This is a genomic window from uncultured Algoriphagus sp., from assembly GCF_963974365.1.
Classification (GTDB): Bacteria; Bacteroidota; Bacteroidia; order Cytophagales; family Cyclobacteriaceae; genus Algoriphagus.
This window is the reverse complement of record NZ_CAXBBX010000001.1, coordinates 140,059-163,724: the sequence shown is the minus strand read 5'-3', so window position 1 is coordinate 163,724 and position 23,666 is coordinate 140,059. Positions and strand designations below refer to the sequence as shown.

Sequence of the window (23,666 nt, the reverse complement as noted above, 5' to 3'; positions counted from 1 at the left end):
CCTCCTAAAATCAAGAAATATGAAAAATGGATTTTTTAAAAGTATAGTGTTAGGATTCACTGGAATTCTAGCTTTTTCATTAATCACCAGCTCGGCATTTTGCCAAAATTCTGCTGAGCCTGAATTTACCAAAACTGTGATCACGCGTGATTTTCTCTCCGAAGGAGCGGCTGTGGGCGATATGAATAAAGATGGTCAGCTGGATATAATCGCAGGATACTATTGGTTTGAAGCGCCTGAGTGGACCCGACACGAGATTTCACCTTCTAAACTATTTGACCCTAGAAAAGAGTACAGCAATTCCTTCTTGAATCTAGGGATGGATGTAAATCTCGATGGCTGGGATGATGTAGTGATTATTGATTATCCAGGTACTCCTGCATATTGGTTTGAAAACCCAAAAACAGAAAGTAACAATTGGCAAAAGCATATCATCGCTGACTCCGTGGGCATCTCCAATGAATCTCCTGGCTTTATCGATATCGATGGGGATGGGCGACTGGATATCCTTTGTGGTGACTATGCCAAACGACAAATCATCTGGCTACAGGCGCCTACCAAACCCGGAGAAACAGAATGGAAACGGCATAATCTTTCTGCGGAAAATGTCCCAGGAACTGATCGCTTCTCCCATGGGCTGGGTTTTGGGGATATTAATGGGGACAAGATCAAGGATGTACTCATCTCGGAAGGTTGGTTTGAAGGTAAAGCCGATCTGAACTCAGGAGACTGGATTTTCCATCCGGTGCTCATAAGTGATCCAGCTTCCCACATGCAGGTTCTCGATGTCAACGGAGACATGGATAATGACGTGGTCAGTTCCTCTGCGCATTCTATGGGTATATGGTGGCATGAGTATAAGAATGATTCAACTTTCAAAACTCACCTCATGAGTAACATAACTGCCCAAACCCATTCCACACTAATGGCTGATCTGAACGGAGACGGAGAGCTAGAAATGATCACTGGAAAGAGGTACTTGGCACATAATGGAAATGATGCAGGAGACGATGACACCCCCTACTTGCTATATTTCGAATTCACCCCGATGATAGGCCCGTTTTTCCGTGAGCACATCATCGATAATGATTCTGGTGCCGGACTAAATATTGCAGTCGAAGACATGAATAAGGATGGAAAACCCGACATCGTTATTGCAAATAAGAACGGGATTTTTCTGTTTGAAAATCAACTGAAGTAAAACAGGGAATCAGTTTAACCTTCAATTGGTAACCGTAGTGGATTCTTTAACTGTGCCTACAAATACACATTTAACCGCTAAGTATACCTTTTGCGCCAAAATTCACTGGAACTGAGCCTCTATTGATAATAGCTTACCTTTTATCATCGAACCTGATATATTTGAGGGTGCAAATCGCATATTCCGAAATAATAACCCTCTAATAATATTTTTAGCATGTCTAAAATTTCCCTCCCTATAATTGCTATTATAGGCATCTTTCTAGCCTTCGGATGCTCCAAACCCGACACCAGAAAAGCTGACTTAGAAGAACTCACCAATTATTACCCACAGTACCCCCTAGACACAGCCAAGCATGGTGCAGACAGTACCGAGCTGATCATGACCAATTTTGCTGGACCGGATATCGTTCCTTCACCTGCAGCATTGGCAGTATCTCCTGACGGAAAAGTGTTTGTTGGCGTAGATATGATGGGTTCTTTAGGCAAAGAAGCTGGAAAAGGAGCAATCGTTCGCTTGGTGGATAGTAACAATGACGGTGAGCTAGATTCACACACTGAATTTGTCAAAGTGGATAATCCACGTGGAATTATTGCTGTAAGAGATCAAGTATTTGTACTCCATACACAGTTTTCCGAAGAGACTGGAAAAGCTACCGGAATGAACTTGGTCGTTTACGAAGATAAGGATAACGATGGTGTCGCTGACGGTGCAGCTAAAATGCTAATTGAAGGAATCTCTTCTCCTGAATCCATCCGTTCTCGTGGGACTGACCACTCTACAAATGGCATCCGAATGGGTATCGATGGATGGATTTACATCGCCGTTGGTGATTTCGGTTTCCCTGATGCCGTAGATAGAGACGGCACCCATATGACCATGCTTGGTGGAGGGATTGTCCGCGTTCGTCCTGATGGTACCGAAATGGAAGAATATATCCACGGAACAAGAAACATCTACGATGTGGCGATTGATCCATTTATGAATATCTATACCCGTGGCAATACCAATGATGGCGGTGGCTGGAACATTCGTTTCATTCATTACACGCAGTCAGGTGAGTATGGCTACCCTAACTTTTTCAAGAATTTCACTGAAGAAATTATCCCGGCACTAGTTGATCTAGGTGGTGGATCAGGTACCGGAAGTTATTTTATGGATGACGATCGCTGGCCAGCCAAATACAATCATGTCCCTATGATGGCGGATTGGGGTAGAAGCCAATTGTACATTCATCGTGTGACAATGGATGGCCCAGGCTTTACTCAGCAGGCTGAAGAATTCATCAAACTTCCTCAGATTTCAGATCTTGATGTGGATGCTTCTGGACGTATGTTTCTCGCTGCATGGGATGGTGCAGGATATTTTGGAAGCGAAGAAAAAGGATATGTAGTAAGATTGGTACCAAAGGATTGGACCTACGAAGCCTTTCCAGACTTGAAGGCCGCATCACTTGAAGAATTAACTTCTTTACTTAAGGCAAGCAATTCCGTTGCACGTTTTCATGCTCAGCGTGAAATGCTCGCTCGCTTCCCTGAGGAAGCAGGCGCTGCTGCACTTTCTATTGCCACTGACAAAACTTTACCGCTGGAAGCCAGAGTTGCAGGTATTTACACGTATGCCCAGGCTACTTGTGAAAATGGAAATGGGGAATTGGTAAAATTGAGCCAAGAAGAGAAAATTAGAGAATTCGCACTTCGGGCTTTGGCAGATCGAAAAACCTGTCTTCAGGGAGTTCCGCTTGATCCATTTATCGAAGGAGTAACTGATCCAAACGACCGGGTGAAATCTGCAGCGATTGTTGCTTTGGGAAGAATAGGCAATCCAGAAGCTGCTGAGGAATTATTAAAAGTGCAAGTTCCAGATTCTTTCAAGCAGCCTGAAAAAGGAACTGAAGGCCCTCACGCTACTCCTAATTCTGCAATTATCCTTCCACATATTGCAGTAAAATCACTAGTTAAATTGAATGCAGTTGATGCTGCAGTAGATGCTATTGGTACGGAGAATTCAAAAATCGCACTTTGGACTTTGCGCTACATGCATGACCCAAAAGCTGTGGATGGCTTGATCAAAGCCTATGGTGATACAGATGACATGGAGTTGAAAGCAGAGATCTTGGGTACACTTTCTAGATTGTACAAAAAAGAAGCTCCTTATGACGGTTCATGGTGGTGGGGAACGCGTCCGGACACGCATGGTCCGTATTACAAAGCCATCACTTGGGAATCTTCAGACAAAATCAAAGACTTCTTGGTAGGTGAACGCAATGCGCAAGATGACCCAACGAAAAGACAATTCTTCGCTGAGTTAAACGAGCGTAATAGAATGGATATCGAGGAATTTGGAGAAGAGCAATCCAACTTGGTGATCCAGGAAACTGAAGTGGATCTGGAAAAAATAAAAAGTAAAAAAGGTCAGGTAGGTGCCACATCTATCGAAGATGTGATGATCGCTGTGCAAGATCTCAAAGGCGATCCTATCAAAGGAAAAGCGCTTTTCACCAGCCAAGGTTGCGTGGCTTGCCATAGCATTGAGAAAGGGCAGCCGCTGAAAGGTCCATTCATGGGGCAGATCGGCTCGATCATGAACCGCTCTCAGATCACGGAATCTATCCTGAAGCCAAATGCTTCCATCTCCCAAGGTTTTGCCTCCGTGCTGATCGATACCAACGATGACAAATCCTACATGGGTTTTGTGACTGCAGAGACAGCTGACGAGGTGGTAATTCAGGACATTACTGGAACAGCAACCAAACTTGACAAAAGCACTATCAAAACCCGTAAGGTGATGGAAACCTCCATGATGCCTCCAGGGCTTGCTAATTCACTTTCTTATGAGGAATTAGCGTCATTGGTGACTTATTTGCAGCAGCAGAAATAAGTAGTTGCGTGTCAATATGAATATCAAAACACCTTGGGATTTTAAGATTTCAAGGTGTTTTTTTTGATTTAACTGCAGTACCCTGGAATTGCCCATTAAGCAGGCCCTCTGGGTCGTACATTCTTTTGGTTGCTCGTCAAACCATGGGTTCCACCCATGGCTATTGAAAAGTTAGATCTCCCGAAAAAAATCGGGACAGACATTTCAGGATCTTTTCATTATCAAATAGACCTTGACATCGACCACAAAGTGGTCAAACCTTTCAATAACCGCGGGTGCAACCCGTGGTAAAGTGAAATAATAAATTGAAATCGCAACCCTGAAAGGGTTGAACATAAAAGCATCAACCTTCACCCTTTTACCTCGAAGTTTGAATGGCTGAGTATAAACTTTCAACCTAATATCCTCAATGTTCAGGTTCTGAGTATAAACGTTCAACCTATTATCCTCAATCTTCAGGTTCTGAGTATAAAATTTCAACCTATTATCCTGAAATTTTAAGCTATTTACCTGAATGTTCACCCTATTATCCTGAAGTTTCAGGTAATTAACCTAAAACTTCAACCTTTTATACTGAATGTTCAGGCAATTTACCTGAAGCTTGAGGAGTCACTCCTCAAACAAAAAAAGCCAGATCCTCTCGAATCCGGCCTGGAGAAGTGATAAGCAACTTCTCCTCACTAAGTCTTAATCAGGTTCTTCACTCTTTTGGTGGAGATTTTTTTGGTTTACGCTCCCAGCGCACCATCAAATCCGCCACCACAAGCTTGGCACTTAGCACTCCAAGCTTGACCGCCATCTGCGCCGACTTGGAATAGGCGGTTGATGGTATCATGATTTCCGAGCCTGCTTCCATCAGTGTATCATCCAGATTACTACACAGCTGGGATAGGACATTGAAAACCGGCAATAAATCAGATGAATAATCACAGCATTACAGTTGCGTAGGAACGATTAGTAGGTAGAAAAACAGAATGAATTAAAACCCCGAAAATCAACGATTTGGCAAAAGATTAATTTGAATCCATATTATTCTTTTATAAAGAATTTCAGGAATGAAAACTGATTTTCTAACTCATTTTAAGGGGTAAAAGAGAATATAATTTTTTCAATTCAAATTAACTTTTTATTTAAACTGAATCATACATTTGAATCAAAATTCAATCTATCCTATATGAGAAAAGAGCTACTAGTTGCCCTTCTATTTTTATCCCTTGTTTCCTGTGACACAGATGATTCGGATCCAATTATAGAAGAACCTGAAGTTATATCAGAAGGTGTATTTACAGTGGATCTCTTAGAAGGTTACCCGTATGGAATAGATGAAGTTTGGCTAATACTTCATGATCTGGATGGCAAACCTATAGATTACGCTGAAGTTGGCACAGGCGGTAAAGCAGAATTTGATGTGGATAGATCAGGTAGATACCATTTAAGTTTGTACTATCGAAACACATTGCAAGGAATGGATATCAATACGATCCAAACTTATACCAACATAAAAGCTACTCGGAATATAACCTTTGGCTTATCAAGAACAGGGCGAAATATCCCAGAACCAACCGGCAATTTTGAAGCGATAATCAAATTCAATGATTATGGAAATTTCGGCTACACCTCTTCCTCATTTAATACCACTAACTCGGGATCCTATTGGCTTGACTATGACCTACACATGACTACTCCAATATACCCTAATGAAAAAAAATACCTTGTCGCCGGAGTAAATAATGAAGGAAGAATCGGATATACTTACATCTCAAATCCCGAAAATGACAAAACTTACAGCTTTGATTTTGAATCGCTGAAGTCCTATGACAGGTTGGTGAAAATAGAAAACCCTGCTGCCACGAGTATTACCTATTCAGTAAATGCAATGACTGAGCTTAATGGATTTTATCACTATGGGTATGCAGTGAGTCGCAATACCTCAAATAGATCTTCAGTAGAGCTAGGTTACCTTAATGAATATAAAACATACTCCACGTTGGTGTCGGCATCAACACCTCCAGGAGCAAAGACACAATCTTTCTACTACCAGCTTGGTGAAATCCCTGAAAAAATAACTCTGCTTACTATTCCTGAAATAAATGTTCTAAAGAATCAGATCACAGATTTCAATTTCACGCTCTTCCCTGAGGCTACGGAATATGTGGTGACTTTCGATTACCCAAATATTTGGGAATATCCAGACCCTATTAAAAATGTGAGATGGTTCGTATATGGTAATTCACCAACCTTTAGTTTGGAGCTGCCTGAAGAAATAAAAAACACCTATCCTCTTCTTTCTAACCTTGATAAAATGCAGTTGGAATCAATCGCGATAAATAAAAACTCGTATTCATATGATGAGTTTATTTTTGATCAATTTGTAGAGTACCCCAAGCTTAAAACTTATACATCCCAAAGTGTGGTCCAATATTACCCTAAGAATTAAAAAAAGATTGCTTCAAGACTTCCGAAATATTCCACACTAGTTACTTACCCATATGCTAAATAGCCTTTTAAAAGAGCTGGAATATATAGAACTAAATCTGCTCTGCTCTAGCTATGTGATATCCTCCTCGGATAGCGTTTAATGATAAATTTTCAAAGATCAAATTCAACGATAAAGCATTCATAGAATCTGCTGAGACCTTTGTGTTTTTTTTGGAGTCCTGGTGGTCAAAATATACCAGCTGATTAAGTTTTCGTGAATTCTGACAACTGGAACGATTAGTATCACCCGATTTTTTACTTTTGAAGAGTTCGTATTTACTAAAACCTTACACCTATGCGTTTCGCACTTTTCACTCTTCTCACTTTTTTGGCAGCCAGCACAGCTTCTTTTGCCCAGAAATCATTTCACAAAAATATGGTCATCGCTCATCGCGGAGCATGGAAAGCACAATCCCATCCGCAAAACTCAATAGCATCCCTTAAAGAAGCTGTGAAATTGGGTTGCGAAGGTTCTGAGTTTGATGTGTGGATGACTGCAGATGGAGTCTTGGTAGTAAATCACGATGCGGACTTCGAAGGAATGGAAATCGAAACTTCCACCTACAAGGAACTTTTGACCAAAAAGCATGAAAATGGCGAGAAGCTTTCTACAGTAGAAGAATACCTTATAGCTGGCAAAAAACAGAAAGGCACCAAGTTGATTTTTGAAATCAAGCCATCCAAAATCTCTGTAGAACGAAGCGTGGAAGTGGCAGAAAAGTCCGTTCTAGCGGTGAAGAAAATGAACGCTCAAAAATGGGTGGACTACATCACATTCAGCTACGAAGGTGGACTGAAAGCCATCGAAATGGATCCCAATGCAAATGTGGCTTACCTCACGGGAGACAAGACTCCAGCAGAATTGAAAGAGGCTGGATTTTTCGGCTTTGATTACAATATCAATCTGCTGAAAAAGAATCCACAATGGATCAAAGAAGCCCAAGATCTGGGACTTACAGTTAATGCTTGGACAGTGAATTCTGCGGAAGATTTGAACTGGTTTCTTGATCAGAATCCGGATTTCATCACTACCGATGAACCTGAGTTATTATTTAAACTTATTGAGGAAAGGAAGTAATCACAGCGCTTCGACTACTGACTATTTTCAAATAAACCCTTCTATTTAACAAACCAAAAGCATAGGGTCTCGTTTTTGTTCCTTCTACAGGAATAGACCCAATGTTTTATGGACAAGTTTTATCGAAGAATATTTGTACTTCTCAGTGCGGTGGGCAGTTTGTTGTCTTCATCCGCACTTGGCCAATCATCCCAGTACACTTTTCAAATCAACGATCAGCTTGATGAAAGAATCTATGCGATAGACCGACTGACATTCTATGAAGACGAGAGCAACGAGCTTGAGCTGAGCGATATACTTTCCAGTCCAGTTAACGGCAAACTCAAGATCAATCCAGACTTCAACAAGAATAAATTTTTAACAGAAAACACCTATTGGGTGAAGGTGGCTATCAAAAAGACTCCTCAAAGTAATAAGCAGTGGCTGCTGGAGTTTTACGACCAGACAATAGATCAAATAACGGCCTATATACCCTCAGAAAGCGGATACAAAGAATTAAAGCTCGGCGATAAAACAGCTTTTGGAGACAGGATCTTTGCTCACAAAAACTTTCAAATTCCAGTAGCAAATGAATCTCCAGGTATAGCCATCTATTATTTCAAAATCAAATCTTCGCAGAAAGCAGACATCCGAATTGCCTTCAGATCCTACAATCGCTTCATCTATTATGCACTAAATGAGTATTTCCTATATGGCATTTTCTATGGGATGATTCTGATTATATCCCTTTATAACGGCCTGATATATCTAGCGATCAAAGAGGTAAAATACCTGTATTACGTCTTTTATTTGTTGAGTGTAGGCATATTTGCAGCGTGTGTAGATGGGATCGCATTCCAGTATTTATGGCCTAATCATCCCGAATGGAACCAGCCTATATCGGGCCTCTCCAGCTTTTTGATTATAGTTTTTGCGTTGCTTTTCTCCACTCACTTCCTCAATTTGAAGCGAAGATTCCCCAGCATGTATCGATGTTTTCAGGTCATGCTTCTGGCTAAAACAATCCTATTTACTGCTGGAATAGCATTTTTCCCAACACTGCTGGAAATTCAGATTTACGATATCATTCCCTTCTTTCTCATTCTATTTTCCAGTATTTATGTTTTGATTAAAGGCTACAGCGTAGCACGGCTATTTGTGATTGCCTATGGAATTCTATTTCTGGGAGTAGCACTGAAAGCCTTGGTTCATACGGCCATTATTCCACACAGCACCGTGCTCTATTACAGCTTGCATATCGCCTTCCTGCTGGAGATGTTGCTGCTTACACTGGCACTGGGAGATCGTGTAAAAATACTAAAGGATAACCGTGATCGTGCCTTGCTCAGGTCCCTAAGACAAGCAGAGGATAATGCCCAGTTGAAAGAGAAAGTCAATCGCGAACTGGAACAAAGAGTAGTTGAAAGAACACAGGAATTGGCCAAAAAGAACCAACTATTACTGGAATACAATCAGCAGATCTTAGAAAAGGACGAGGAAATCAAGCGTATTAACTCCATTTTGGATAAGGACATCTGGAAACTCAAGTCTCAGATCAAAGAGAACCTACAGGCGAGAATCACCAATAAACGGATGAGCTATGAAGATTTCAACAAAATATTCCCAGATTCTACCGCTTGCCTCCGCTACTTGGAGCAAGTCAAATGGGACAATGGATTCTCATGCAAAGCTTGTGAGCATACTAAATTCTCGAAGAGCTCAAAGGTTTTTCACCGCCGATGCTCACGCTGTGGCCATATAGAATCAGCTACTGCCGGGACTATTTTCCATGGAATCAGACTCCCTATCGAGAAAGCATTTTACCTATCCTATACTGTCATTTCCGAGCATAGCAAACTCACGCTGGAAGAGCTTTCCCAGTTGCTGGATCTCAGAGTAAATGCCATCAGTAGCTTCCGGGTAAAGGTCAAATTACAACTTGAAATGAAGGGAATTCATCAGCCTGAGTGGGAGGACATCGTGCTGGAGAGATCGCATGAACTCAACTGATTTCAAGTATTTTTCATGCTTATTCAAATCCTGATAATAAAGCGTGAATGAATTTCAAAAAAGTACCTTAATTACTTAAATAGACGTTTTTTCAATGAAAACAAAGCAGGAATAGGCATCTAGAAACCGTTAGTTTTTAAACACTTTTTCATTCGATTTTGAAGTTATTTTTCCTTAAAAACTTCCCCTGGTGCTAGTTTCAATTACGACTAGAGCGCCTAACCTCCTCTAGCGATTAACTAAACCAAACCCAATACGCCAAATGGAAAAATTGCTACCTGAGCGGGGAAATACTTGGCAACTGAACAAGTATTTAATTTTAACCCTTCTCCTATTCTCATTCTTTACTGTCCATGATTCGTTTGGACAAAATGTTCCGGTCAGCGGCACTGTAGTCGATGACACTGGATTCCCACTTCCAGGAGTAAATGTGGTCATCAAAGGAACCACCAACGGAACCGTCACAGACCTTGATGGTAACTATTCTTTGGAAGTCCCAGAAGACGCAGTTTTGGTATTCACCTTCGTGGGATTTCAAACGGTAGAGGAGCCTGTAAATGGAAGGTCTACCATAAACGCAACACTTGGAGAAGATCTAGCTGATCTCGATGAATTTGTAGTTGTCGGATATGGTATTCAGCGTAAAAGCGATCTGACAGGTGCGATATCCAGTGTCAAATCTGAAGACATCAGTAGACTTCCTGTTTCCGATGTGACCCAATCCCTTCAAGGTAGAGTCTCTGGTGTTCAGATTACCCAAAATTCCGGTGCTCCAGGAGCGGGCTCTACAGTTAGGATTCGTGGTGTCGGCACATTGAACAATTCAAATCCTCTGTATGTAGTCGATGGGATGTTGCTAGACGATATCAATTTCCTGAACCCAAATGATGTGGAATCCATGGAGGTGTTGAAAGATGCCTCTGCCACGGCTATTTACGGATCGAGAGGTGCAAATGGGGTAATCATCGTCACTACCAAACAAGGTTCATTTGACACAGATACGCGAGTCACTGTGGATGCTTACACAGGTGTGCAGCAAGTAGCTAATAAAATCAACCTAGTAAACGCCCGTGAATTTGCGCAGCTAGCAAATGAACTCGAACAAAATGTAGGGAATCAGCCAATTTATAATGTAAATGATTACCAGGAAGGAACAGATTGGCAAGATTACATCTTCAGAAATGCTCCAATCAATAACATTAGCATTGGCGCAAATGGAGGTTCAGCGAAAACAAACTTCAACCTAAGTGCAAACTACTTCAATCAACAAGGTGTAGTCAAAGAATCAGAATACGAGCGATTAACCATACGGTTGAACAACCAGTACAAAATGAGCGAAGCAGTGACGTTTGGTCACAACCTTTCTTTCATCTATTACAATCAGCAAAATGAGCCTGGAGTAATTGGAAATGCGTATCGTGCCTATCCGATTTTCGATCCTACTCAGCCTGATGGAAGCTATACCAACACAGCTCCAGTAGGAAATCCCGCTGCACAGTTTGAGTACAACTCAAATAACCGCACCAACAACTACCGTGGAGTGGGTAACTTCTTCATGGATGTGAAATTCCTTAAGAACTTCACCTTCCGAAGTAATGTAGGTTTGGACCTAGCTTTTCAGGATTCTAAAAGCTTTACTCCTGTTTACTTTGTCTCTCCTACCCAGCAGAATCCCGAGAATTCTGTTAATGTTTCCAATATGAGAAATACAAATATTCTCTGGGAGAATACGCTGAACTACAGTAAAGAGTGGGAAGACCATCGAATTAACTTACTAGGCGGTATTACAACACAAGATTTCTATACAGAATCCCTAGGTGGAGGAAGAAGAAATCTTCCAGGTGAAGATCCCTCACTTTGGTATTTGAATGCCGGTGAACTGACCTCCCAAACAAATTCAAATACAGGAGAGTCCTGGGCTATGCTTTCCTACCTTTTCAGAGCAAATTATACGTTCAAAAACAAGTTTCTCTTTACAGGTACATTTAGAAGAGATGGATCTAGCCGATTTGGGGAAGAGAGAAGATATGGAAATTTCCCTTCCCTTGCACTTGGGTATAACATCATCGAAGAAGGATTTCTTCAAAACCAAAATTTTCTTTCCAATCTGAAAATACGCGGTAGCTGGGGAAAAATCGGTAACGACAAGATCTATGTATATGAAGGCCGTCCTGTAGTAAATGGAAATCAAAACGCCGTATTCGGTGAAAATGAAGAGCTGGTTTACGGTGCGACAATAACCAGACTTTCTAATCCATTTATTCAATGGGAAGAAACAGTTACCTCAAATATTGGTTTCGAGTTTGGCTTTTTTAATGAGAAACTGACAGGTGAGTTGGACTATTACACTAGGACCACTAACGACATCCTGGTAGCAGTTCCGATTCCATCTTATGTAGGTGCTTCCAACAATCCTGTAGTCAATGCAGCAAATGTGAAGAATTCAGGGATTGACCTTACGTTAAATTGGAGAGATCAAAAAGGTGACTTTTCCTACAATTTTGGAATCGTCGCTTCCACTGTAAATAACGAAGTATTGGATTTGGGAGATGGCAATGAGGCTATTTTCGGCGGAGCCGTAGGAATCTCAGGCTACCTAGGATCCAGAACGATCGTAGGTGAATCAATCGGTCATTACTATGGCTACAAGACAGCAGGAGTTTTCCAAAACGAAGCTGACCTTTCTTCCATTCCAAAGCGAGGACCAGAAGTAGCTGGTGACTTAATCTATGAAGACACCAATGGAGACGGAGTTGTGAACAACAATGACCGTGTAATTCTTGGAAGCCCTATTCCTGACCTGGTTTATGGTTTCAACTTCGGCTTTGACTACAAAGGCTTTGATCTACGTGCAGATTTCAACGGTACACTCGGAAACGAAATCTACAATGCGAAGAAGCAAACCCGCTTCAACACCTACAATTTTGAAACAACTTACCTGGACAGATGGACTGGTGAGGGAACCAGCAACTCTGAACCTAGAGTAACAAATGGCGGACACAACTACGAAGTCTCAGACAGATTTGTAGAAGACGGTTCTTTCTTGAGATTGAGAAACATCCAAGTTGGCTACAACTTCTCTGAGGTTGTTTTAAGTAAGGTAAAGCTTCAAAACTTCCGAGTTTACCTATCCGGTACAAATGTCTTGACATGGACAAAATACTCAGGATACACGCCAGAAATCGGCGGTGGAAATGTACTAGGAACTGGATATGACAGCGGTCTATACCCAGTAGCAAGAACGTTTAACGTAGGTGTTTCAGCCAGCTTCTAAACCCAAAAACAAATGAAAAATAAGATAAATCATAAAATAGGAGTGCTAGGTCTCGGCATTCTGATGAGTGTTGGGATAGTATCCTGCGAAGATTACTTGGAGAAAGCACCATTAGGTCAACTCACTTCCGAGAATTTCTTCAAAGATGCAACTCAGGCAACTCAAGCGGTAAATGCGATTTACTCGCACCTAAGAAGTTTCAATGTGCATGTATTTTCCTATATAGGTGTTACTGACATCGCTTCAGATGATGCAGACAAAGGTTCTGTTCCAGGCGATGCAGGATTCTTGCAGGACATCAATGACTTCACCTTTGACGCAAATAATTCTGCCGTCAACGGAATATGGTCAGGTTATTTTCAGGGCATTTTTAGGGCAAACCAAGTGATTTTGAATGTGCCAGAGATCGAAATGGACGAGGAACTTAAAACTCGCCTCGTGGGTGAAGCTAGGTTCCTAAGAGCCTATTTCTACTTCTTTTTAGTGAGAACTTATGGAGATCTGCCTTTGATCGAAACCCCGTTAAACCCTGATGAGTATCAACAATCACGTGTATCCAAAGAAACGATTTATGCATTCATAGAGGAAGATTTGGCATTTGCGGCAGCAAATCTGCCAGAGAAGTCTGAATATCCAGCATCCGAACTAGGTAGAGCTACAGCTGGAGCAGCCAAGTCATTTCTGGCTAAAGTGCACCTTTTTCAAAATGAATTTCAGGAAGCCTATGATATGGCTCAGGAAGTGATCGCCAGTGGTGAATATGAGCTTTATCCCGATTATGAAGGTATTTTCCGTAGAGAAGGTGAGCATTCTTCAGAAAGTATTTTCGAAGTGTCCACCGTTGCGCTAGAAGCTGGTGGAGGCGGATCTCAGTTTAACGAGGTGCAGGGAATCCGTGGCAATCCAAATAACGGCTGGGGCTTCAATGGACCATCGGATGATTTGATGGCTGCTTATGAAGAGAATGATCCAAGACTTGCAGCGACCATAATTAACGAAGGTGATACTTTGCCTTCAGGCGAGATTGTGATGCCAGATCCAAATATGGGTGCTAATGCCCGTTTTAGTAGAAAAGCTTGGTTGCCGGAAAGACCACCCTCTGGCTTTGGTAACAGTGGGGCAAATATCCGCTTATTCAGATATGCTGATTTGCTTTTGATCGCAGCAGAGGCGGCTAACGAAATCGGAAATCCTAGCCAAGCGCTTGAATATATAAATATGGTAAGAGAGCGTGCCCGTCAAGGCAATGAAGATATTTTGCCGGATGTGACTACTACCGATCAGGCAGATCTGAGAATGGCCATCTATCAAGAACGAAGAGTAGAACTTGCCATGGAACAACATAGATATTTTGATTTGGTGAGACAAGGAAGAGCTCAGGAAGTTTTTGCAGAACTGGGTATCACTTGGACTCCCGGCAAACATGAAGTTTATCCTGTTCCACAATCAGAAATAGACATCAGCGGAGGTTCTATCACCCAAAACCCGGGGTATTAATCCCCTCAGACTCCCGTTTACTTGCTGTGGCGGGAGTCTTCTTTATTTCTATATTCACCCAATTTTTAAGCTATGAAATACTACTCTCTCCAATTTATCGCGATAGCCGCACTCTCTTTTGCCTGCCAAAAAGCAGAAGAAAAAACCAGTACCATCCAGGCCACCCCCTATGACATCCATGTAGAACTTGCGTGGGAAAAGTCCCCTGAAGCAGATTCTTATGGGGTTTGGGTAAGTATGGATGATGATCACTATACCAGACGGGCTGTGCTAGAGGACACGATTTACTTGGATTTCGTGAATGATCTGGGGATGGAACTGGATCTGAACTACGAGGTCAGAGCTTATTCCGGTGAGGATTCTACCATTGTTGGAAGAGCAGCCACCAAAACTCATAAAATGACGGATGAAGAACTTCTGGATATGGTGGAGTTCTACACCTTCCGATACTTCTGGGATGGAGCTGAACCTAATTCCGGTCTCGCTCCAGAGCGAATTCACATTGACGGAGAATATCCTCAAAACGATGCCCACGTCGTAACAACGGGAGGTTCTGGAATGGGCATCTTCGGTCTGATCGCAGGGATGGAAAGAGGCTGGATCAGAAAAGAACAAGGTGTAGCTCGATTTGAAAAAATCGTGGCGTTTCTGGAAAAAGCCGACCGATTCAAGGGAGTTTGGCCGCACTGGATAAATGGACAAACAGGAAAAGTTCAGCCTTTCGGGCAAAAAGACAATGGAGGTGATTTGGTAGAGTCTGCCTTCCTGATGCAAAGCCTTATCGCCGTTCGGGAATATTTCAAAGATGGAGATGAAAGAGAAAAGGCTGTTGCCCAAAGAATAGATACACTTTGGAAAGAAATGGACTGGACTTGGTATACCCGAGACGGGCAGGATGTGTTGTATTGGCACTGGTCACCGGAGTATGCTTGGGACATGAACTTCCCTCTGGAAGGATACAACGAATGTCTTATCACCTATGTACTCGCAGCTTCCTCTCCTACTCACACGATTGATCCAGCGGCTTACCACAAGGGATGGGCAAGAAGCGGAGGAATCAAATCCGATAAGGAAGCTTTTGGCTATGAATTGATTTTAAAGCATAATGGAGCTGAAGAAAAGGGCGGACCCCTTTTCTGGGCCCATTATTCCTATTTGGGCTTAAATCCTATGGGATTGAAAGATAAATATGCAGACTATCAAAAGCTAAATACTAACCATACGCTTATCAACCGAGCGCACGTAGTTGAAAATCCAAATGGATTTGCCGGCTACGGAGAAGATCTCTGGGGACTGACTGCTTCCTACTCTATCAACGGCTATAATGCGCATTTTCCTAGAAATGATACAGGAGTAATTTCGCCAACTGCTGCGATATCTTCTATTCCTTACACTCCGGAAGAGTCCATGAAAGTGATCAAAAACCTCTATTACAATTATGGTAAAAAGGTGCTTGGAAGATATGGTTTCTATGATGCTATGAGTCCTGAGCATGATTATTATCCTGAGCGATACCTTGCGATCGATCAGGGCCCGATGGTCGCTATGATAGAAAACTATAGAACTGGACTAGGCTGGAAATTATTTATGGGAGCACCTGAAGTTCAGGAAGGATTGAAAAAGCTGGGCTTTGAAGGTCCAAACATTGCTAAATAGAAAAGTAGATATACTTTTACGATCAGTTAATCCCCCTATCCATAGTTGGCTAGGGGGATTACTTTTTACAGGCTCACTTCACTTTGATCGAAGATCACAATCCTGTAATTTCCGATCAAAATCCCCTATCATGACATCCTCCAATCTTCTGAAAGTAGCGCTAGCTCAAATTTCACCCGTTTGGCTAGACAAATTTGCCACACTTGAGAAAGTAAAAATTTCTATCAAAGAAGCTGCGGCTCAAGGTTGTGAGTTAGTTGTATTTGGAGAGGGGCTGGTACCTGGTTATCCTTTTTGGCTGTCAATTACCAATGGATCCGCTTGGGATGATAAAGTGCAAAAGGAAATTCATGCACATTATTTAAGAAATTCAGTTCAGATTGAAAAAGGAGATTTGCTGGAGATTCAAGAGCTAGCTAAAAGTTTGAAAATTGCCATTTACTTGGGAATTATCGAAAGACCCATAGATAGAGGTGGCCACAGTATCTATTGCTCGCTGGTGTATATTAACACTGATGGTGATATTAAATCCGTTCATCGCAAACTTCAACCTACCTACGAAGAACGGCTCACTTGGGCTCCTGGCGATGGAAATGGGCTACAAGTTCATACGTTAAAGGAATTTACTGTCGGAGGGCTCAATTGCTGGGAAAACTGGATGCCTTTGGCAAGAACGGCCTTGTATGGTTTGGGAGAAAATCTCCATATCGCAGTTTGGCCAGGAGCTGTCAGAAACACAGAAAATATTACCCGGTTGATTGCTCAGGAAAGTAGATCCTTCGTTATTTCTGTTTCCAGCCTGATGCGGAAAACTGACTTTCCAGCTGATACACCACACCTAGATTTGATTCTTGAAAACGCTCCCGAAATTTTAGCGGATGGCGGGTCCTGCATTGCAGGTCCAGATGGCAAATGGATCTTGGAGCCTGTGGCAAACAAAGAAGGACTTTTGATTGAGACCTTGGATTTTAATCGGGTTCTGGAAGAGCGCCAGAACTTTGATCCCGTTGGACATTACTCTAGACCTGATGTGCTTCAGTTGAGTGTGAATAGAGAGAGGCAGACGAGTGTGAAGTTTGTATAACCGCGGAGGACGCAGAGTTTTCCGCAGAGAACGCAATAGATCAAAAATTCAAATGTTAAAATTAAACAATCAAGACTATGAAGTTTGCCTATTAGACACTTGTATAATTAGTGACTTTTTGGAAAACCCAATAGTATTTCAAAATTTTTTAGCAATACAAATCAAGAGAAATTTTGTGATTGCAATTTCTATCTCAACAATATTAGAATTAAAAATACTTACTGAAAGATATGAATGGTTTAAAAATGAATTCACGAAACTACCTACCTTTTTAATTAAACCAGCCAATTTATTGTTAACGGATGAAGTCAATTCCTATCCGAATTTTAACAAAGAAAAATTCTTGTTCTACTTCCTTTTTAACAACCGCCACCTTCTAGATCACCTAGACAATGCGAAAGGATTTCAAGATGCTGTTAAATACATAGAAAGCGAAAAAGAAAATACTTTGCATTCAATCTTAAATCTTAAGCAAAATTTTCCTCCAAATTCAAATGGTAAATACTCCAATTCTAATATCATTGAGTTTATCGAAAGAGTAATAATCCAGCAACTAGTCTCTTTTAATCCTAAATGGGCAAAAAGAAATATTGAAATAAAAACTTTCGACTTTTCGAAATTTCAATCACTACATTCTCAATTGCTAATTACCTTTTGGAAATTTTATCTATTGATAGATAGGAGACCAAAAAAATCGGATGTTTTTGATATTTCTATAGTATCTGCACTGCCATACGTTGACATCTTTATAACTGAAAAAAATTTGAAAAATGATATTGATCAAATAGGAAAAAAAGGGCTTCTATTTAGCGAATTACAAGCAATTACAATAAATCAAATTGATGAGATTATTAAATAGCAAAATCATATCGCTCAAATAATTCAAATTAACAAAAACCCTCTTCCCCTATTTTATAGCTTTTACTTTTACCAGCCCTTTTAAGTTATTCATCATTACTTCTTATTTGTGCCCTCCGCACAACCTTAGTGTCCTCCGCGGTTAAAAAACCTTTTAATTTCCACATACCGAGACATTTCCCTAGATGTGACGGGAATTGAATCTATTTTTGACGTATGAAATCGAGTATGACTAAAAAAGTCACACACTGGCAAGATCTAACCATGCGAGATTCCATCTGACCATAAAAAAGTAATTATTAACAGATGAATACCATGACTGTAGAAAGAACCATATCCATCCGGGGACTTTTTCGGATCAGCAGACCAATTAATCTGTTGATGGTGGGATTCGCACAGTTCATGACCGCTTATTTTTTGGTAGGCACTACCAATGCCGGCTTGCCTGTTCTTCAGGATTACAAACTGTACTTGATCATTTTCTCCACCTTATTGATCACTGCTGCTGGCTACATGATCAATGACTATTACGATGTCAAAATCGACTACGTCAATAGACCAAATGAGGTTGTAGTGGGGAAAGGAATCAAAAGAAGAGTCATTATTCTGCTTCACTCATTTCTAAATTTCACTGCGATTGGGCTGGGTTATCTCGTCAGTCCAAAAATTGCTTTCATCAATTTTGTAGCGGCATTTTTACTTTGGATTTACAGCAATCAGCTTAAAAGAGAACCTTTTATCGGTAATGTGACCGTTGCATTTCTCACTGGACTTTCTATTTATATCATTGCTATTCATTACCAGAAAGCTGAGTTACTGGTTCTGACCTATGCCATATTCGCTTTCTTCCTTAATCTCATTCGTGAGATTATTAAAGACATAGAAGATAGACAGGGAGATAGAAAACACGGATGCAGAACATTGCCAATTGTACTTGGCTTTCGCAAAACAAAAGCAGTTATTTTCTTGATTGCGGCAGTATTTATCTGTGCGATTTTGATTGTAATGTTCAAACTTGACCGACCCATTATTTTTGCCTATTTCGGTGGTCTGGGCATCTTTTTTATGTATTTCATGTACCGAATCTATGTGGCTGACCGCAAGGACCATTTTACTCAATTAAGTACTATTGCTAAGGTATTGATGCTGATTGGGACGCTGAGTATGAGCTTTTTGTAACATACTTCAATATTCGAAATTCAGCATTCGATATTCATTATTAAAATTAAATTCAGAATGATGAATGCTAAATAATGAATGATGAAGTTTGGATCCTCAACGGTACTTCACAGATTCATTTTAGCTATTCCAGCTCATGTTAGCTATTTTCACCCAAATTTTTCAATCATGCTAGACAGCAAATTATTGGTAATCAAGATCGGGTCGAATGTACTGACTCAGGAAAACGGACTTCCTGATTTAGATCGCATGGAAAAGCTTGTCGCCCAAATCCAAGCGCTAACCTCTCTCGGTAAGAAAGTCGTCTTGGTAAGTTCGGGCGCAGTGGCTTTTGGGAGACAAGCAATTCCTCTTCCCGAGAAACTCAACCCAGTTTTCAAAAAACAAATCTGGGCTTCCACCGGTCAAATTCGCCTGATCAATCAATACCAGAATTTCTTCGAAAAACATAAGCAGCCCGTTGCGCAGATCTTGGTGACCAAGGAGGATTTTCGGGATAGAAAGCATTTCTTGAACATGAAAAACTGTGTGCAAGCCTTGCTCTCACAGGGTATCTTGCCTATTATCAATGAAAATGACACGGTTACCATTACCGAGCTGATGTTCACCGATAACGATGAACTGGCTAGTCTCACCGCTGCGATGATCAATGCAGACACCATGATGCTGCTTACGAATGTGGATGGGATTTTCACTGGAAACCCTTCAGATCCCGATTCTCAACTCATAGAAAAAGTAGCTTCTAAAATGCCTGAAGTTTCTAACTATATCTCAGCTTCCAAGTCATCTTTTGGCCGGGGTGGAATGCTTACCAAGTATGCCATGGCCAAGAAATCTGCAGATCTGGGCATTCAGGTTATAATCGCTAATGGCAAGCGGGAGAATGTATTGGGAGAATTTGCTGACAAAAGCTTGCGATGTACTTGGTTTGAACCTCAAAAAGCAAAACATGGTGCAAAGAAATGGCTGGCCCATGGAGAGCACTATTATGTTGGTGAGATTACCATCAATGAAGGAGCAAAATCCTCACTCACAGCAGAGGTGATCAGAAGTCTCCTGCCAATTGGAATTATTAAACTGGAAGGAGAGTTTTCCAAAGGAGACATCTTATTAATTCGCGATGAAACAGGTCACAAAATAGGCTTGGGGCGCGCAGAATATTCTTCCAAAGTCGCCAATGAACGCATTGGCCAAAAGAATCACAAAGCACTAATACATTACGATTACCTCTATATTTTCGATCATGACTGAGTACCAACATATATTTGAAGGAGTAAAAAAAGGTTCTAGAAAACTGACTGGCCTCAGCAATGAGAAGGTTAACCAAGTTTTACACAACCTGGCAATTTTGGCTGTGGAAAACACTTACTTTCTTCTGGAGGAAAACCAAAAGGATCTGGATCTCATGGATCGGGACAACCCTATGTATGATAGATTGTTGCTTTCTGAAGAGCGAATTCAAAATATAGCTGGGGAGATCATTCAGGTGAGTGCCCTACCAAGTCCTTTACACCATATCTTGGAAAGTAAAACCCTTGAAAATGGACTTTCGCTTGAGAAAACAACCGTTCCGCTTGGTGTGGTTGGGATCATATATGAAGCCAGGCCAAATGTAACTTTTGATGTATTTACGCTAGCCTTAAAATCAGGAAATGGTTTGGTACTGAAAGGTGGTTCTGACGCTGATCACTCCAACCGGGCAATCATGAGTTTGATTCATCAGGTCTTGGAAAATAATGAATTGCCGAAGGAGGCCTTTCAACTTTTACCTGCTGATCGAGCTGCCACAAAAGCGCTTTTGGAAGCTGTTGGTTTTGTGGATGTGATCATTCCACGAGGATCTCAGGGCTTGATCAATTTCGTCAGAGATAATGCAAAAGTGCCTGTGATCGAAACAGGAGCTGGAATCGTGCATACCTATGTGGATGAATCTGCTGATTTAGAAAAAGCGAAAGAAATCGCATTCAACTCCAAAACCCGAAGACCGAGCGTTTGTAATTCTCTGGATTGTCTAATAATTCATGAAGCACACTTGTCCGTTTTAAATGATTTGATTCAGCCGATGTTGGAAAGCAAGGTTCAGGTTTTTGCTGATGAAAAGGCTTATGCAGCTCTGGATTCCCACGAATTGATTTCAAAAGCTACTGAGTCTCACTTTGGAACAGAATTCTTAGGGCTGAAATTAGCCATCAAAACTGTGGCAAATCTGGATGAAGCCTTAGATCATATTGCTATCTATTCTTCAAAGCATTCTGAAGCTATAGTTGCTGAAAACCAGGAGACTCTTGATCGCTTTTTACTGGAAGTGGATGCAGCGGCAGTTTATGCAAATGCCTCCACAGCTTTCACTGATGGAGCTCAATTTGGTTTGGGTGCAGAAATCGGCATAAGTACCCAAAAGCTCCACGCCCGTGGACCTATGGCGCTGAAAGAGCTTTGTAGCTATAAGTGGATCGTGAGAGGAAATGGACAGGTCAGAAAGTAGTTCGCAGTTTTCAGTGGTCAGTTTTGAGTTTATAGCCCTTCCCTTTTCTTTATGGAAAGATTGAAAAATTGGCCGGAAATGACCTTTGAGGTGTAATCCCAAACGCCAGAGGGTTTGGGATCTCCTCGAAGGTCTTCTACTCGAAAACCTTCGAGGTTAGAAAAAAACCTCAAAGGTTACCCTGCGCTACAGTAGATTTCCCTTAATTTCGCATCAACCCATCAAAATCAAATATTCCCTTGAAACGTCTCGCAATCTTAGCTTCAGGATCTGGTAGTAATGCTGAAAAAATCATGGAGCATTTCCAGAATTCAAAAATTGCAGAAATAGCACTGGTTGCTTCAAATAAGTCAGATGCTTTTGTGTTGGAGCGGGCAAAGAAATTCGACGTTCCTACTTTTACTTTTTCCAGAAAAGAAATGGATGCTGGTGTTTTGCTTGAGAAATTACAGGAAGAAAATATTGATTGGGTGATTCTGGCAGGCTTTTTACTGAAAATCCCGGTTGAGTTAACCAGAGCTTTCCCTGATCGAATGGTGAACATTCATCCAGCTCTTTTGCCAAAATACGGCGGAAAAGGCATGTATGGAAGTTTTGTCCACGAAGCTGTAAAAGCTGCTGGAGATACAGAAACAGGCATCACCATTCATCTTGTCAATGAAAACTACGACGAGGGAAGAATCGTGTTTCAGGCTTCTACCCCACTCACTTCAGAGGACACACCAGATTCCATCGCCGAAAAAGTGCATGCATTGGAGCATAAGCACTTCCCTGAGGTGATTGAAGGGTTATTGTGACATATAACAACTTATAAACACATCAAAATCATTAACAAGTGAAGTGAGGTATTAAAGCGAAAATCAAATTTATATTTTCACCTATCACCTGACCTGCATCCACTTTTTACTTTCCCGATCCACAAACGTGATCGGCACAAACTTATCCGTAGGAGCACCGATAAAATAAACGGTCCAGTTTGGATCATGTTTGGTGAGCATTTCGGAGATACAATCTGCTCTGTGAGCAGTAGGATTCAGACAATCATCCCAGTAAAACAATTCTACTTTGTAGTGAAGTGACTTTACCTCATTGTTGATGATTACCTGAATATCAATATTCTGTTTTCCAGGTAGATTCGGGATTGGAATGGCGATGTGACTCATGTGTTTGTGTGTTTTGGGTAAGGATTAATTCATGAATTGGAGATAAAGTGGTAGAAAGTTGTAATGTTGAAAGGTTGAAAATCTCCACTGGGCATCTTGACTCTTGGTTCTAGATTTTTCAAACTTCCAACCTCAATAGACAAATCCCTTCCACTTCCATGCCATCTAGAAAGCATTAATATGGCTCTATTTGGCATTAAGCCACTATATTTAAGCGTAAACACCGAACAATTTTGTCCGCATTTGGGAAAAGTATTTTAAGCACTAGTATATTGTTATTTCATGATCAACTCGAAACAATTATGAGCAGCACCAGTCACCACGATGAGAAAATTGCGAAAATGACTTTCTCTTCGGTCTACCCACATTATGTCACCAAAGTGGAGCGAAAAGGAAGGACCAAAGCCGAATTGCATGAGGTCATAACTTGGCTAACTGGTTTTGATGAACAAGGCATTCAAAACCAAATCGAAGTAAAGTCAACTTTTGAGCAATTCTTTGCGGAAGCAAAACTCAACCCTAATGCCAGCCTAATCACTGGCTCCATCTGTGGCTATAAAGTTCAGGAAATCGAAAATACGCTTACTCAGAAAGTACGCTACCTTGACAAGATCGTAGATGAATTGGCGAAGGGGAGAAAAATGGAAAAGATACTGAGGAAAGCTTAAAATGAAATCTTCACCTTGGTTTGTATCTTCACAAACCGAAGTAATCCTAGGAAAGTTTGCCATTCGTGATGACACGAACGGCGGCTTGAAAGTTAAGCTGCAAGTTTCTATGGTAGCAAAGTCTTAACTCTAATCCTTGGTTTTTAACATCTTGATTCTCGACTCGTGGCTCCACT

At 41.2% G+C, this 23,666-nt stretch carries 17 protein-coding genes; 15 read left to right on the top strand and 2 right to left on the bottom strand.

What is annotated here, in order from left to right; translation table 11 throughout:
* Positions 1-19: 19 nt before the first annotated feature.
* Both AACZ87_RS00630 and AACZ87_RS00625 read left to right on the top strand, forming a co-directional pair.
* A complete protein-coding gene (locus AACZ87_RS00630) occupies positions 20-1,201 on the top strand; it encodes a VCBS repeat-containing protein (RefSeq protein ID WP_339863852.1) in 1,182 nt (393 codons plus the stop codon).
* A gap of 216 nt (positions 1,202-1,417) precedes the next feature.
* Positions 1,418-4,081, top strand: coding sequence for a HEAT repeat domain-containing protein (locus AACZ87_RS00625; protein ID WP_339863850.1), 2,664 nt, complete (start codon positions 1,418-1,420; stop codon positions 4,079-4,081).
* Between the two features lie 700 nt (positions 4,082-4,781).
* On the opposite strand, the gene AACZ87_RS00620 is transcribed toward AACZ87_RS00625, so the two are convergent.
* Positions 4,782-4,937, bottom strand: a complete 156-nt coding sequence (locus tag AACZ87_RS00620) for a hypothetical protein (protein ID WP_339863848.1) — start codon at positions 4,935-4,937, stop codon at positions 4,782-4,784.
* A gap of 318 nt (positions 4,938-5,255) precedes the next feature.
* On the opposite strand from AACZ87_RS00620, the gene AACZ87_RS00615 reads away from it, so the two are divergent.
* The 12 genes from AACZ87_RS00615 (at position 5,256) to purN (ending at position 22,456) form a co-directional block, all read left to right on the top strand.
* Entirely contained in the window at positions 5,256-6,518 is a 1,263-nt protein-coding gene (locus AACZ87_RS00615; protein ID WP_339863846.1) for a hypothetical protein, read from the top strand.
* A 336-nt stretch (positions 6,519-6,854) separates the two neighbouring features.
* On the top strand, positions 6,855-7,637 hold the full coding sequence (locus tag AACZ87_RS00610; protein WP_339863844.1) for a glycerophosphodiester phosphodiesterase family protein: 783 nt from the start codon (positions 6,855-6,857) through the stop codon (positions 7,635-7,637).
* 108 nt (positions 7,638-7,745) lie between these two features.
* Positions 7,746-9,626 (top strand): 7TM diverse intracellular signaling domain-containing protein, encoded by a 1,881-nt coding sequence (locus AACZ87_RS00605; protein WP_339863842.1) that lies wholly within the window; start codon positions 7,746-7,748, stop codon positions 9,624-9,626.
* A gap of 262 nt (positions 9,627-9,888) precedes the next feature.
* Positions 9,889-12,900 (top strand): TonB-dependent receptor, encoded by a 3,012-nt coding sequence (locus AACZ87_RS00600; RefSeq protein WP_339863840.1) that lies wholly within the window; start codon positions 9,889-9,891, stop codon positions 12,898-12,900.
* Between the two features lie 12 nt (positions 12,901-12,912).
* Entirely contained in the window at positions 12,913-14,397 is a 1,485-nt protein-coding gene (locus tag AACZ87_RS00595) for a RagB/SusD family nutrient uptake outer membrane protein (RefSeq protein ID WP_339863838.1), read from the top strand.
* 72 nt (positions 14,398-14,469) lie between these two features.
* Positions 14,470-16,053: a glucoamylase family protein gene (locus tag AACZ87_RS00590; protein ID WP_339863836.1), complete on the top strand. Its 1,584-nt coding sequence runs from the start codon at positions 14,470-14,472 to the stop codon at positions 16,051-16,053.
* Between the two features lie 130 nt (positions 16,054-16,183).
* Positions 16,184-17,137, top strand: coding sequence for a carbon-nitrogen hydrolase family protein (locus tag AACZ87_RS00585; RefSeq protein WP_339863834.1), 954 nt, complete (start codon positions 16,184-16,186; stop codon positions 17,135-17,137).
* A gap of 52 nt (positions 17,138-17,189) precedes the next feature.
* A complete protein-coding gene (locus AACZ87_RS00580) occupies positions 17,190-17,996 on the top strand; it encodes a hypothetical protein (RefSeq protein ID WP_339863832.1) in 807 nt (268 codons plus the stop codon).
* A 305-nt stretch (positions 17,997-18,301) separates the two neighbouring features.
* Positions 18,302-19,174 carry a geranylgeranylglycerol-phosphate geranylgeranyltransferase gene (locus AACZ87_RS00575; protein WP_339863830.1) on the top strand — a complete coding sequence of 291 codons (873 nt, stop codon included), beginning with the start codon at positions 18,302-18,304 and terminating at the stop codon, positions 19,172-19,174.
* Between the two features lie 168 nt (positions 19,175-19,342).
* Entirely contained in the window at positions 19,343-20,425 is a 1,083-nt protein-coding gene (gene proB, locus AACZ87_RS00570) for a glutamate 5-kinase (protein WP_339863828.1), read from the top strand.
* Positions 20,418-21,659: a glutamate-5-semialdehyde dehydrogenase gene (locus AACZ87_RS00565; RefSeq protein WP_339863826.1), complete on the top strand. Its 1,242-nt coding sequence runs from the start codon at positions 20,418-20,420 to the stop codon at positions 21,657-21,659. The genes proB and AACZ87_RS00565 overlap by 8 nt, the downstream gene beginning before the upstream one ends.
* A 239-nt stretch (positions 21,660-21,898) precedes the next feature.
* On the top strand, positions 21,899-22,456 hold the full coding sequence (gene purN, locus AACZ87_RS00560; RefSeq protein ID WP_339863824.1) for a phosphoribosylglycinamide formyltransferase: 558 nt from the start codon (positions 21,899-21,901) through the stop codon (positions 22,454-22,456).
* A gap of 84 nt (positions 22,457-22,540) precedes the next feature.
* Here purN and AACZ87_RS00555 read toward each other — a convergent pair whose 3' ends face one another.
* Positions 22,541-22,822 carry a hypothetical protein gene (locus AACZ87_RS00555; protein WP_283411525.1) on the bottom strand — a complete coding sequence of 94 codons (282 nt, stop codon included), beginning with the start codon at positions 22,820-22,822 and terminating at the stop codon, positions 22,541-22,543.
* Between the two features lie 302 nt (positions 22,823-23,124).
* On the opposite strand from AACZ87_RS00555, the gene AACZ87_RS00550 reads away from it, so the two are divergent.
* Positions 23,125-23,490, top strand: coding sequence for a DUF2200 domain-containing protein (locus AACZ87_RS00550; RefSeq protein ID WP_283411529.1), 366 nt, complete (start codon positions 23,125-23,127; stop codon positions 23,488-23,490).
* Positions 23,491-23,666 lie beyond the last annotated feature (176 nt).

Excerpts from the sequence above, each read along its gene's own strand:
- AACZ87_RS00630 (WP_339863852.1), top strand. The coding sequence starts at position 20 with ATGAAAAATGGATTTTTTAAAAGTATAGTGTTAGGATTCACTGGAATT.
- AACZ87_RS00625 (WP_339863850.1), top strand. The coding sequence starts at position 1,418 with ATGTCTAAAATTTCCCTCCCTATAATTGCTATTATAGGCATCTTTCTA.
- AACZ87_RS00620 (WP_339863848.1), bottom strand. The coding sequence starts at position 4,937 with ATGGAAGCAGGCTCGGAAATCATGATACCATCAACCGCCTATTCCAAG.
- AACZ87_RS00615 (WP_339863846.1), top strand. The coding sequence starts at position 5,256 with ATGAGAAAAGAGCTACTAGTTGCCCTTCTATTTTTATCCCTTGTTTCC.
- AACZ87_RS00610 (WP_339863844.1), top strand. The coding sequence starts at position 6,855 with ATGCGTTTCGCACTTTTCACTCTTCTCACTTTTTTGGCAGCCAGCACA.
- AACZ87_RS00605 (WP_339863842.1), top strand. The coding sequence starts at position 7,746 with ATGGACAAGTTTTATCGAAGAATATTTGTACTTCTCAGTGCGGTGGGC.
- AACZ87_RS00600 (WP_339863840.1), top strand. The coding sequence starts at position 9,889 with ATGGAAAAATTGCTACCTGAGCGGGGAAATACTTGGCAACTGAACAAG.
- AACZ87_RS00595 (WP_339863838.1), top strand. The coding sequence starts at position 12,913 with ATGAAAAATAAGATAAATCATAAAATAGGAGTGCTAGGTCTCGGCATT.
- AACZ87_RS00590 (WP_339863836.1), top strand. The coding sequence starts at position 14,470 with ATGAAATACTACTCTCTCCAATTTATCGCGATAGCCGCACTCTCTTTT.
- AACZ87_RS00585 (WP_339863834.1), top strand. The coding sequence starts at position 16,184 with ATGACATCCTCCAATCTTCTGAAAGTAGCGCTAGCTCAAATTTCACCC.
- AACZ87_RS00580 (WP_339863832.1), top strand. The coding sequence starts at position 17,190 with ATGTTAAAATTAAACAATCAAGACTATGAAGTTTGCCTATTAGACACT.
- AACZ87_RS00575 (WP_339863830.1), top strand. The coding sequence starts at position 18,302 with ATGAATACCATGACTGTAGAAAGAACCATATCCATCCGGGGACTTTTT.
- proB (WP_339863828.1), top strand. The coding sequence starts at position 19,343 with ATGCTAGACAGCAAATTATTGGTAATCAAGATCGGGTCGAATGTACTG.
- AACZ87_RS00565 (WP_339863826.1), top strand. The coding sequence starts at position 20,418 with ATGACTGAGTACCAACATATATTTGAAGGAGTAAAAAAAGGTTCTAGA.
- AACZ87_RS00555 (WP_283411525.1), bottom strand. The coding sequence starts at position 22,822 with ATGAGTCACATCGCCATTCCAATCCCGAATCTACCTGGAAAACAGAAT.
- AACZ87_RS00550 (WP_283411529.1), top strand. The coding sequence starts at position 23,125 with ATGAGCAGCACCAGTCACCACGATGAGAAAATTGCGAAAATGACTTTC.